11 protein-coding genes are annotated in these 11238 nt (G+C 67.4%); 4 read left to right on the forward strand and 7 right to left on the reverse strand.

Going from position 1 to position 11238, the window contains the following annotated elements:
* The 4 genes from ACZ5BM_RS05270 to ACZ5BM_RS05285 form a co-directional block, all read right to left on the reverse strand.
* Window positions 1-636, reverse strand: a complete 636-nt coding sequence (locus ACZ5BM_RS05270) for a hypothetical protein (protein WP_498910336.1) — start codon at window positions 634-636, stop codon at window positions 1-3.
* 36 nt (window positions 637-672) lie between these two features.
* A complete protein-coding gene (gene ggt / locus ACZ5BM_RS05275; RefSeq protein ID WP_498910338.1) occupies window positions 673-2535 on the reverse strand; it encodes a gamma-glutamyltransferase family protein in 1863 nt (620 codons plus the stop codon).
* Window positions 2536-2540: 5 nt separating this feature from the next.
* The gene (gene map / locus ACZ5BM_RS05280; RefSeq protein ID WP_498910340.1) at window positions 2541-3350 is read right to left on the reverse strand and encodes a type I methionyl aminopeptidase; all 810 of its coding nucleotides are present in this window, start codon (window positions 3348-3350) and stop codon (window positions 2541-2543) included.
* A gap of 191 nt (window positions 3351-3541) precedes the next feature.
* Window positions 3542-4648, reverse strand: coding sequence for a D-alanyl-D-alanine carboxypeptidase family protein (locus tag ACZ5BM_RS05285; RefSeq protein WP_498911494.1), 1107 nt, complete (start codon window positions 4646-4648; stop codon window positions 3542-3544).
* Between the two features lie 379 nt (window positions 4649-5027).
* Between ACZ5BM_RS05285 and clpS the strand changes: the two genes are divergently transcribed.
* Window positions 5028-5357 (forward strand): ATP-dependent Clp protease adapter ClpS, encoded by a 330-nt coding sequence (gene clpS, locus ACZ5BM_RS05290; protein WP_498910342.1) that lies wholly within the window; start codon window positions 5028-5030, stop codon window positions 5355-5357.
* A 237-nt stretch (window positions 5358-5594) separates the two neighbouring features.
* Complete coding sequence (gene clpA, locus ACZ5BM_RS05295) at window positions 5595-7943, forward strand: ATP-dependent Clp protease ATP-binding subunit (protein ID WP_498910344.1); 2349 nt, start codon at window positions 5595-5597, stop codon at window positions 7941-7943.
* Between the two features lie 79 nt (window positions 7944-8022).
* Here clpA and ACZ5BM_RS05300 read toward each other — a convergent pair whose 3' ends face one another.
* Genes ACZ5BM_RS05300 through ACZ5BM_RS05310 form a run of 3 tightly spaced genes read right to left on the reverse strand, consistent with a single transcriptional unit; the run spans window position 8023 to window position 9964 of the window.
* Window positions 8023-8910, reverse strand: a complete 888-nt coding sequence (locus ACZ5BM_RS05300) for a polyphosphate kinase 2 family protein (protein WP_498910346.1) — start codon at window positions 8908-8910, stop codon at window positions 8023-8025.
* Window positions 8907-9668: a Rossmann-fold NAD(P)-binding domain-containing protein gene (locus ACZ5BM_RS05305; protein ID WP_498910348.1), complete on the reverse strand. Its 762-nt coding sequence runs from the start codon at window positions 9666-9668 to the stop codon at window positions 8907-8909. Before ACZ5BM_RS05305 ends, ACZ5BM_RS05300 begins: the two co-directional genes overlap by 4 nt.
* Window positions 9665-9964 (reverse strand): hypothetical protein, encoded by a 300-nt coding sequence (locus tag ACZ5BM_RS05310; RefSeq protein ID WP_498910349.1) that lies wholly within the window; start codon window positions 9962-9964, stop codon window positions 9665-9667. Before ACZ5BM_RS05310 ends, ACZ5BM_RS05305 begins: the two co-directional genes overlap by 4 nt.
* A 141-nt stretch (window positions 9965-10105) precedes the next feature.
* Between ACZ5BM_RS05310 and ACZ5BM_RS05315 the strand changes: the two genes are divergently transcribed.
* Window positions 10106-10687: a YqgE/AlgH family protein gene (locus ACZ5BM_RS05315; protein ID WP_498910351.1), complete on the forward strand. Its 582-nt coding sequence runs from the start codon at window positions 10106-10108 to the stop codon at window positions 10685-10687.
* Window positions 10688-10798: 111 nt separating this feature from the next.
* On the forward strand, window positions 10799-11224 hold the full coding sequence (locus ACZ5BM_RS05320) for a hypothetical protein (RefSeq protein WP_498910353.1): 426 nt from the start codon (window positions 10799-10801) through the stop codon (window positions 11222-11224).
* The last annotated feature ends 14 nt before the right edge of the window (window positions 11225-11238 follow it).

The raw sequence follows: 11238 nt of genomic DNA on the forward strand, positions 1-11238 counted from the left end.
CTATTCTTCGTCGTCGTTGAAGCTGGAAATCCCGGTCGAGCAGTGCGGCACGGGCTTGGGCTGCAAGCTGACGAGGTCTGACATCCAGCATTTGTCGAACACGGAGCAATAGCAGGCACGGTAGCTGATCCGCCGCGACGCCTTCCAGAACCGATGCCCGAGAGAAGCGTCCACCGGCTCACTGGCATCCGAAGGCCCCGGCAGCAGCAAGAGCATATTGCTCTGGCCAGGACGCAGCACCTCGTGGTCGAGCGTGTTCACCTGCAGCCCCTTGGGGAGCTGTCGACGCCGCTCCTCCTTGTTCCCGGAGACGCCGCAGCAATCCTCGATCAGGGCCAGAACGTCCCGCTCCGGCTTGCCGTCCAGCAGCACTTCCAGGCTTTCCAGCTTGGCCGGTCCGATCCCCGCATTGGTAATCCGGACGGTGCTGTCATGCATCTCGGAAAACGACCCCTCCATCTGCAGGAACGGCCAGGAATTCGCTTCCACCAGCTGGGCATTGGCCTCCACCAGCGCCCGCTCGGTCTCGCCATGCTCGATCGCCACGTAGAGCGACACGGCGGAGATGAACACCGCCGTGAGCGCCAGGATCAGATCGAGCCAGCGATGGCCCACATGGCGGGGGTGGGCGTGCACGTCGTCCACTCCCGTCTGCGTGGGCGGTTCGAGCACCTACGGAACGCCGACGGCGCCACCGCCCGGATGACGCAGGTCGAGCCCGCCCCAATCGCCCGGCTCGTGCTGCGCCAGCGACGGGCCGCCGACGAGCACGCCCTCGGCCGAGCCCCAGTTCTCGTGCGGCTGGATATGGTAGCCCATCGCGGTCAGCTTGGCCGTCACCTCCGGCGTCAGCGCACCCGCCTCGGCCTGCACGGGATCCGGCATCCATTGCTCGTGGATGCGCGGCTGGTTCACCGCCTGGGCGATGTTCATGCCGCCATCCACCACCGCCAGGATCGCTTCCAGCGTGATGGTCGGAATGCGCGAACCGCCGGGGCTGCCGATCGCCATCACCACATGGCCGTCGCGAGACAGGATGGTGGGCGACATCGACGACAACGGCGTCTTGCCCGGCGCGATCGCGTTCGCCTCCGAACCGACGATCCCATACATGTTGGGCGCGCCAGGCTTGGTGGCGAAATCGTCCATCTCGTCGTTCATCATGATGCCGGTGCCGGCGGCGGTGACCTTGGCGCCGAACCAGCCGTTCAGCGTGTAGGTCATCGACACGGCGCGGCCGTCCTTGTCGACGATGGAGAAATGCGTCGTTTCCGTCTTCTCGTGCGGGATCGGGTCCAGCGGCTGCAGCATCGAGGACGGTTCGGCGTGGTCGGTCGGCAGATGCGCCCGCGCCTCCTGGTCATAGGCGCGGCTGATCAGCTTCTCGACCGGATCGTGCACGAAGGCCGGATCGCCCAGATCCTGCCGGTCGGCATAGGCGCGCCGCATCGCCTCCACCTGACGCTGCACGCCCGCAGCGCTGCGCAGACCGAGCTTGCCCAGATCGTCGCCGTCGAGAATGCCCAGCATCTCGCAGATCGCGACGCCGCCGCCGCTGGGCGGAGGCGCGGTGTCGATCGAGAACCCGCGATAGGTGCACGAGACCGGCTTCATGACGCGCGTGCGATAGGCGGCGAAATCGGCCGGCGTGATGATGCCGCCGCCCGCCTTGCTCGCCGCCGCGATCGCAGCGCCGATCGGGCCCTTGTAGAACGCATCCGCCCCATGCTCGGAGATCAGTTCCAGGCTGTGGGCCAGATCGGTCTGCTTGAACAGGTCGCCCACCCGGAACGGCGAGCCGTCCGGGCGCAGGAAGATGCGGGCGGATGCCGGATCCTTGCGGAAGCCTTCGGTGGCCGTGTTCAGCAGCATCACGTCGCCCGGGCCGAGCACGTAGCCATCGCGCGCCAGGGCGATCGCCGGCGCCATCACCTGGGCGCGCTTGAGCTTGCCCCAGCGCTGGAGCGCCTGATCCATCCCGGCCACGGTGCCGGGCACGGCGACGGCCTTCCAGCCGGTCTCCGACAGGCCGGGCACGACATTGCCGGACGCGTCGAGATACATGGTCTTCGTCGCGGCAAGCGGCGCATGCTCGCGGAAATCCAGGAAATACGCCTTGCCGTCCGGCTCCTTCAGGGTCAGGAACCCGCCGCCGCCGATATTACCGGCAGCCGGATAGACCACGGCGAGCGCATAGGCGACCGCGACCGCCGCATCCACCGCATTGCCGCCCTTGGCCAGGATGTCCGCGCCGATCCTGGAGGCCAGCATATGGGCGCTGACCACCATGCCGTGCCGGCCCAGCACCGGCACCCCATCGGCACGGGACGGACCGGACGGGCCGAACGCCAGCGGGTCCGGCGCGCCTTCCCAGGCACCGGGTTTGGCGTTCGGGGCCGGCTGAGCCGGGGCGGTGACGGCGCTCGGAGCCGGTGCTTGGGCCGGGGCCGGTTGCGTTTGAGCGCCCGCCAGAACGGGCGCGACGGAAAAGGATGCCGCGAGGGCGATTTGGAGCAGTCTGCGGGAAGCGTTCATGCCCCTCAGGCTGCGTGAGCGTAGGGCGGCTTGTCCAGCCCGGCGGGCGACAGGGTGAAAATTTCGCAGCCGTCGTCGGTCACGCCGATCATGTGCTCGAATTGCGCAGACAAGGAACGGTCGCGCGTCACGGCGGTCCAGCCATCGTCGAGGATCTTCACGTCCGGACGCCCGGCATTCACCATCGGCTCCACGGTGAAGAACATGCCGGCCCGCAGCACCACGCCCTCACCGCGCCGTCCGTAATGCAGAACGTTGGGCGCCGCATGGAAATGACGGCCGATGCCATGGCCGCAGAAGTCGCGCACCACGGAGAATCGCTGCGCTTCGACATAGCTCTGGATCGCGAAGCCGACATCGCCCAGCGTGTTGCCGGGCTTCACCGCCGCGAGACCGCGCATCAGCGATTCGTAGGTGACGTCGATCAGCACCTGCGATTTCCGCGACACCGGGCCCACGGTGAACATGCGGCTGGTATCGCCGAACCAGCCGTTCAGGATGGAGGTGACGTCGATGTTCAGGATGTCGCCGTCCTGCAACCGGCGCTCGCCGGGAATGCCGTGACAGACCACATGGTTGATGGAGATGCAGCTCGATTTCGGATAGCCGCGATAGTTCAGCGTGGCTGGCGTGGCGCCGTTGTCGAGCGTGAATTGATGGATCAGCCGGTCCAGTTCGCCAGTAGTGACCCCGGCCTGCACATGCGGGGCGATCATGTCCAGCGTCTGGGCCGCGAGGCGCCCGGCATCGCGCATGCCGGCGAAATCCGCCTCGGTATGGATAATGATCCTGTTGCCGTCCGACTCGCCGTCCATCACCGCGCACCTTTCTCCCCGGCAGCGCCGCACCGGAGCGCTCACCGCGCCGATGCGTCTTCACAACCGCATTGTCCCGGGTGCGGCCGGGTTCCACCGGGCCGGCAACGCCAGATCAGACCGGGTAAAATGGTCGGGCGAGACAGCGGACGCAAGCGGCATCCGCAGCCGGACGGGGAAAGGCCGGGAGATCAGCCCTTCAGACGTCCCTTGCCATGCGCCTTGGCACGGCCATGCGACGGCGCAGCGGCGACCGCTCCGGCCAGATGAACCTTGGCGCCGGTGAGACGGACCCGGGCGCCATGCGCCGCCGCGGCCGCCTTGCCGCGCGCCGCGGCGAAATGCACGGCGGCGCGTCCGCGCAGATGGCGCAGACGTCCGGTCGGCGCCGCGGGCGCGGCCGCATCCGGCGTGTTGTCGGAGGCGAGCAGCAAAGCGGCACCGCGACGGCTGCGGGCCAGGGTGCGCGGCATGACCGGCACGCCTTCCTGCTGGAAGGCCTGATCGAGCAGCGCCACCATCACGTTGGAACGTTGGGCGCTGGTGCGGGCGCCGAGCACCACGCCGATCAGACGCACATTGCCGCGCACGGCCGAGGTGACGAGATTGAGCCCGGCATCCACGGTGAAACCGGTCTTGAGGCCGTCCGCGCCGGGATAGATCCGCAGCATCGGGTCGTGGTTCGGCACTTCCCGGCCATGGAACATGAAAGCCGGCACGGCAAAATAGTGATACTGCTCCGGGAAGTCCTGGATCAGATGGCGCGCCAGCACGGCGAAATCGCGTGCGGTGGACACCTGCTCCGGGTCCGGCAGACCCGACGCGTTGCGGAAGGTGGTGCTGCTCATGCCGAGCAGACGCGCCTTCTGCGTCATCATCTGCGCAAAACGTTGCTCGTCGCCCTGTGCCAGCATCTCGCCCAGCGCGCAGGCGGCGTCGTTGGCGGATTTGGTGACGAGGCCCAACACGGCCTGCTCGACGGTGAGATAGGAGCCCGGCACCAGATCGAGCTTGGACGGCTCCATCGACGCGGCGTGCTCGGACACCGGCACCGCCTGATCCAGCGAAATCCGGTTCTGCCGCAGGGCGTCGAAGGTCAGGTACAGCGTCATCAGCTTGGTGAGACTAGCCGGGAAGCGCTGCAGATCCGGATTGCTTTGTTCCAGCACCTGGCCGCTGTTGGCGTCCATCACCAGGGTCGAAAGCGTGCCGCGATACTGCGCATGGGCAGCGGCCGGAAGGCCGACCAGAATGGCGGTGCCGCCGAGAAAGCCCAGGGCCCGACGCCTGAAACGCATGCGAACCGGAGCGGACACGACATCGCCCAGGGCAAGTCTTTCAGGCGACATCCGAACTCTCCAGCGTAGCGACCGTCACACTATGGCCGTCCCAACCTTTCGTCCAGGTTAATTACTGATCGGACAGGTGCTTAAAACCACTTCCTGCCGTGAGACGGCAGCCTTGCCCGCCAAACCCCGTCCGGGTGGACGGCATGTCGATCGCACCCAGCGGGAGAACCGATGCGACAGGGGCTTTCAAGCGCTGGCGGACAACCAATATGATACCGTCATGCGCCCCGACATCATCCCCGTCCTCGTCCGATCCGTGCGGGACCCGCTCCGAACGGCCGAGGGGATTCGGCGCGGCTCCTCTTTTCCGGCCCCCGGGATTCTGGCGATGAGCGAGAACGACAAGCCGAACAATCCCGATTCGCCCGATCTCGGCGTGGTGGTGAAAGCCCGCCCGAAGACGCGCAAGCCGGCGATGTACAAAGTGCTCATGCTCAACGACGACTACACGCCGATGGAATTCGTCGTGCACGTGCTCGAGCGCTTCTTCCAGAAATCGCGCGACGAGGCCACGCGCATCATGCTGCACGTCCATAAGCGCGGCGTCGGCGTGTGCGGCGTGTTCACCTATGAGGTGGCCGAAACCAAGGTGACGCAGGTGATGGATCTGGCACGCCAGAATCAACACCCGCTCCAGTGCACGATCGAGAAGGACTGATTTGCACCGGATGCCGTCCCCCGACCCTTTCCGGTGCGGTGCCGGAACCCATCTGTAACCTCCAGGGACGGCCGGCTTTCCGGAAATTGCCGGTTCGGCCTTCCCGTGAACGGAATTTTTACCGAAAGTCGGACACGATACCCGTCAAGATCGTCACCGCCGGGGCAGAATGGCGGTGGCTTTTCGCGAAGGGGATAGGCCATCATCGGTCCGGCCCGAGCGGCGAAGGAGCGTCCCATGCTGTCACGCAACCTCGAACAGACGCTGCACCGCGCCCTGTCCCTGGCGGGCGACCGCCGTCATGAATATGCCACCCTCGAACATCTGCTGCTGGGTCTCGTCGACGACGGCGACGCCGCCACCGTCCTGCGCGCCTGCGGCGTCGACCTGGACAAGCTGCGCTCCGATCTGACCGAGTTCCTGGACAAGGATCTGGCCGGCCTTGCCTCCGATCGCTCGGCCGAACCGAAGCCGACCGCCGCGTTCCAGCGCGTCGTGCAGCGAGCGGCGATCCACGTGCAATCCTCCGGCCGCGACGAAGTGACCGGCGCCAACACGCTGGTCGCCTTGTTCTCCGAACGCGAAAGCCACGCCGTCTATTTTCTGCAGTTGCAGGACATGACCCGGCTCGACGCGGTCAATTTCATCAGCCACGGCATCGCCAAGGCGCCCGGCCGCACCGCGCAGCGCCCGCCGCAGGGTGCGCAGAACAATGGCGAACAGCCGGAAGGCGAGCGCGAGGAGCGCGGTCGCGGCAACGCGCCGAAACAGCAGGACGGCCTATCCGCCTATTGCGTCAACCTCAACAAGAAGGCCGAAAGCGGCAAGATCGATCCGCTGATCGGCCGCGACACCGAGATCGAGCGAACGATCCAGATCCTGTGCCGGCGCACCAAGAACAACCCGCTCTATGTGGGCGACCCGGGCGTGGGCAAGACGGCGATCGCGGAGGGCCTGGCCAAGCGCATCGTCGAGAAGGACGTGCCCGAGGTTCTGCTGAATTCGACCATCTACGCGCTCGACATGGGCGCGCTGCTGGCCGGGACGCGCTATCGCGGCGATTTCGAGGAGCGGCTGAAGGCGGTCGTCACCGAACTCGAAGCCAATCCGGGCGGAATCCTGTTCATCGACGAGATCCACACCGTGATCGGCGCCGGCGCCACCTCCGGCGGGGCGATGGATGCATCCAACCTGCTGAAGCCGGCTCTGGCCCAGGGCACGCTGCGCTGCATCGGCTCGACCACCTACAAGGAATTCCGCCAGCATTTCGAGAAGGACCGCGCACTGGTGCGCCGGTTCCAGAAGATCGACGTTAACGAGCCGTCGGTCGAGGATGCGGTGAAGATCCTGCGCGGCCTCAAGACCAACTACGAGGCGCATCACAAGGTCAGCTACACCGACGAGGCGATCCGCGCCGCCGTCGAGCTGGCAGCCAAGTACATCCATGACCGCAAGCTGCCGGACAAGGCGATCGACGTGATCGACGAGGTGGGCGCGTCGCGGATGCTGCTGCCGGAAGACAAGCGCCGCAAGACCGTGACCCTGCGCGACGTGGAGGAGATCGTCGCCAAGATCGCCCGCATCCCGCCCAAGAGCGTCAGCGCCGACGACAAGGAAACGCTGCGTTCGCTGGAGCGCGACCTGAAGTCGATGGTGTTCGGCCAGGACAAGGCGATCGAAGCGCTGTCGGCGGCGATCAAGCTCAGCCGCGCCGGTCTGCGCGACGCCGAGAAGCCGATCGGCAACTACCTGTTCTCCGGCCCCACCGGCGTCGGCAAGACCGAAGTCGCCAAGCAGCTCGCCTCCACGCTCGGGATCGAGCTGATCCGCTTCGACATGTCGGAATACATGGAGCGGCACTCGATCTCGCGTCTGATCGGCGCGCCGCCGGGCTATGTCGGCTTCGATCAGGGCGGTCTGCTCACCGACGGGATCGACCAGCATCCGCACGCCGTGCTGCTGCTGGACGAGATCGAGAAGGCGCACCAGGATCTCTACAACATCCTGTTGCAGGTGATGGATCACGGGAAGCTCACCGACCACAACGGCAAGACGGTCGATTTCCGCAACGTGATCCTGATCATGACCACCAATGCCGGTGCCGCCGACCTGACGCGCGAGGCGATCGGCTTCGGCCGCGACAATCGCGCGGGCGAGGACGAGGAGGCGATCAAGCGCATCTTCACGCCGGAATTCCGCAACCGTCTGGATGCGATCATTCCCTTCGCCGGACTCACGCCGGAAATCGTCGGACGTGTGGTGGAGAAGTTCGTTCTGCAGCTCGAGGCTCAGCTCGCCGACCGCAACGTCACCATCGAGGTGTCGTCCGCGGCCAAGGAATGGCTGGCGGAGCGCGGTTATGACCGTCTCTACGGCGCACGCCCGCTCGGCCGCGTGATCCAGGAGCACATCAAGAAGCCGCTGGCCGAGGAGCTGCTGTTCGGCAAGCTCGTGCATGGCGGCGCGGTGAAGGTGTCCCTCAAGGACGGCAAGCTCGCCTTCGACTTCCACGCCAACGAGGCCCCTGCCCCGCAGGACGAGGATGGCGACGACACGCGCGAGTCGGAAACGCTGACCGAGATCTGAGAACGGCCCCGCCGCCCCTCGGAGCGACGTCCATCAGCCCGAACGCGGGGCCGGCTCGTCCGGCCCCGCGTTTCGCGTTTCAGGCCTCGGCTTCGAGCGCCTTGCGGGCGGCCTCGAGCTCTGCCTCGTCCGGGTCGGGCTGAGGCATCTCCAGATCGAAGCGCTCCAGCGCGTCGATCATCGCCTCCACCACCACCAGACGGGCGAACCATTTGCGGTTGCCCGGTACGACGTACCAGGGCGCATGCGCGGTGGCCGTGCCCCGGATCGCCGCCTCGTAGGCATCCTGGTAGTCGTCCCAGAAACCGCGCTCCTTCAGGTCGGCTTCGGAGAACTTCCAGTTCTTGTCGCGTTCCTCCAGCCGCGCCAGGAAGCGCTGTCGCTGCTCTTCCTTCGAGATGTGCAGGAAGATCTTGATCGTGCGGATGCCCTGCCGGTCGAGATAGCGCTCGAAATGGCGGATGTCCTTGAGGCGGTCGTGCCAGAAACCGTGGCCGCGCCGGTCGTCCGGCAGGGACTGCTTATCCACCAGCTCGGGATGGACGCGGGTGACCAGAACCTCCTCGTAATGCGACCGGTTCAGGATGCCGATATGCCCGCGCGGCGGCACCGCCTGGTGCACGCGCCACAGGAAGTCGCGGCTCAGCTCCACCACGCTCGGCTGCTTGAACGAGGTGACGGTGACGCCCTGCGGGTTCACGCCGGACATCACGTGCTTGATGGTGCCGTCCTTGCCCGCGGCATCCATCGCCTGGAGTACGGCCAGCAGCCCGTGGCGGCCGTCGGCATAGAGTTCGGCCTGCAGTTCGGCCAGACGCGCGGTGCCTTCCTCCAGCAGCGCCTTGCCTTCGTCCTTGTCCAGATCGCCGCCGGGCGGATCGTTTGGGTCGCAATCCTCCAGGCTGAACCCGGCGCCGTCGGTGACGCGGAAACGCTTCAACAGCGCCTTTCTGTCCTTGTGCTTCATTCCGCGGCCTCGCGGCGCTTCACGGTGAGCGCGGCCGGCCCCTGCGTGGCGGGCATCAGTTCGATCCGGTTGATGTTGACGCGCTGCGGCAGACCGATCGCCCAGCTCACCGCTTCCGCGACGTCCTCCGGCAGCAGAGGATCGGCGTTGCGATACACCGCCTCCGCCTTGGCATCATCGCCGAAGCGGACGTTGCTGAACTCGCTGCCGCCGACCAGACCGGGCTCGACATTGGTGACGCGCACCCCGGTGCCGACCAGATCGGCCTTCAGGTTGCGGGTGAACTGCGCCACGAACGCCTTGGTGGCGCCATACACATGCCCGCCCGGATACGGGTAGGTGCCGGCGATGCTGCCGATGGTCACCACATGACCGCGATCGCGCTCCACCATGCCGGGCAGAAGCGCGCGCGTCAGCGCCACCACGCCGCCGACATTGGTGGCGATCATGGTGTCCCAATCGTCGAGGTCGGCGTCCCAGGCCGGCGACAGGCCGAGCGCCAGACCGGCATTGGCGACCAGAACGTCCACCGTGCGCCAAGTCTCGGGCAGAGATCCCGGAAGCGCCGCCACCGCCGCGCGATCGGTCACGTCGAGCCGGAACGGCAGCAGGGCCTCGCCCAGCTCGGCGGCCAACGCGTCCAGCCGCTCCTGGCGACGGCCGGTGGCGATCACCCTGTGCCCGTCCGACACCATGCGGCGCGCCATGGCGGCGCCGAAACCGGCGGTGGCGCCGGTGATCAGGATGGTGAGACTCATGCGTCCTGCTCCGAAAGAATGTCCGGCGGCGGCGACCATTCCGGTAGGCCGAGACGCGCGGTCAGTTCGCGCTGCGTGGCGATCCGGGCGCCATCCGGGCCGTAGAGGCGGAGATCGAGCCAGTCGGGTCCAGGCAGCAGGTCGCAGGCACGACGCAGGGCGAGCGCCTCGGTTCCGAAATGCTCGCGCCGGTCGGGCGTGCGCGGCCGTCCACGTCGCGCGCTTCCCGGCTGATCCGGGATCTCCGGCACCTTGCCGACATGGCCCGGCTCCTGGAAAGCAAGCGTGAACGGCATGAACGGTCCCCTTTCCGGCCGGTGGCTGCCGTCAGGGTGGAGCCGCTTCCGGGCGCTGTCGAGACGGCAGGCCAGGCCGATTTTCTCCTTGCCCGGCGGTCCCGGCTTGCGTCCGCCGCGCATCCTGCCAATTTCGGGGGGATGCCCGTTTCCCAAACCGCCATGACCACCGGCCTGACCGGACAGCTTCTGATCGCCATGCCCGCGATGAGCGACCGCAATTTCGCGCAGACGGTGATCTTCCTGTGCGCGCATTCGGCCGATGACGGGGCGATGGGTTTGGTGGTGAACCGCCGCCTGCCCGAGCCGGGCTTCGACGACCTGATGAGCCAACTCGAGATCCTGCCGGCGCCGCCGCGCCGGCGCATCGCGCTGTGTTCGGGCGGCCCGATGGACGGGGCGCGCGGCTTCGTCCTGCACAGCAGCGACTGGAGCGGAGAAGGGTCGCTGACGGTGGACGACGACGTGGTGCTGACCGCGAGCCTCGACGTGCTGCGCGAGATCGCCGACGGGCACGGGCCGCGTCAGGCGCTTCTGGCCCTGGGTCATGCCACCTGGGGACCGGGACAGCTCGAATCCGAGATCAGGCAGAATGTCTGGCTGTCCGCGCCGGCCGAGGAAAGCATCCTCTTCGGCGTCGACCACGACCGGAAATGGCGTCGCGCTCTCGCCGGACTCGGCGTCGACCCGCTGCAACTGGTGGCCGATTCCGGCAACGCCTGACCGCCGGGCAAACACGTCGGCGGCATCGGGACGAACCGTTCGCGCCGCGTCGCGCTGCAGGTTCGGAACCGCGCCCGATGGCGGCGCGGCGAAACGCCGAGGAAACGCGTCATGGCACGCACCACGTTCAAGGCCGCCGGACTGATCTTCATGCTGGCCGCGGCTCCGGCCCTGGCGCAGACGGGCGGCGCGGCCGGCATGGCCGCCCCGGGCACCGGCTCCACAGGAATGTCCGGTGGCAACGCGATGGGCGCGATGCCCGGAATGACCCCGGGCCGCATGGGCCCGGCGGGCAATGGCATGGGTCGCATGGTCCCGGGCGGCGTGAACCCGAGCGCGACGATGCCGGGCGCGGTCGGCGGCGTGGCGGGCGGTGCGGCAGGCGGTGCGATGGCCCCCGGCACGATGCAGGGCGGCGCCATGTCCGGCACCGGAAACGGCATGCGTCCGGGGACCATGGTGGCACCCGGAACCGGCATGACGCAGCCGGGACCGACCGGAACCGGCACGCTGACGGCGCCCGGAACGCCGCGCTGATCGGCTCGCCGGCC

Source organism: Lichenicola sp. GTC18331 (assembly GCF_055386855.1).

Bases quoted from the DNA above. Each gene is read 5' to 3' on its own strand.
- ACZ5BM_RS05320 (WP_498910353.1), top strand. From the start codon at position 10,799: ATGGCACGCACCACGTTCAAGGCCGCCGGACTGATCTTCATGCTGGCC.
- ACZ5BM_RS05310 (WP_498910349.1), bottom strand. From the start codon at position 9,964: ATGCCGTTCACGCTTGCTTTCCAGGAGCCGGGCCATGTCGGCAAGGTG.
- clpS (WP_498910342.1), top strand. From the start codon at position 5,028: ATGAGCGAGAACGACAAGCCGAACAATCCCGATTCGCCCGATCTCGGC.
- map (WP_498910340.1), bottom strand. From the start codon at position 3,350: ATGGACGGCGAGTCGGACGGCAACAGGATCATTATCCATACCGAGGCG.
- ACZ5BM_RS05285 (WP_498911494.1), bottom strand. From the start codon at position 4,648: ATGCGTTTCAGGCGTCGGGCCCTGGGCTTTCTCGGCGGCACCGCCATT.
- ggt (WP_498910338.1), bottom strand. From the start codon at position 2,535: ATGAACGCTTCCCGCAGACTGCTCCAAATCGCCCTCGCGGCATCCTTT.
- clpA (WP_498910344.1), top strand. From the start codon at position 5,595: ATGCTGTCACGCAACCTCGAACAGACGCTGCACCGCGCCCTGTCCCTG.
- ACZ5BM_RS05305 (WP_498910348.1), bottom strand. From the start codon at position 9,668: ATGAGTCTCACCATCCTGATCACCGGCGCCACCGCCGGTTTCGGCGCC.
- ACZ5BM_RS05315 (WP_498910351.1), top strand. From the start codon at position 10,106: ATGCCCGTTTCCCAAACCGCCATGACCACCGGCCTGACCGGACAGCTT.
- ACZ5BM_RS05300 (WP_498910346.1), bottom strand. From the start codon at position 8,910: ATGAAGCACAAGGACAGAAAGGCGCTGTTGAAGCGTTTCCGCGTCACC.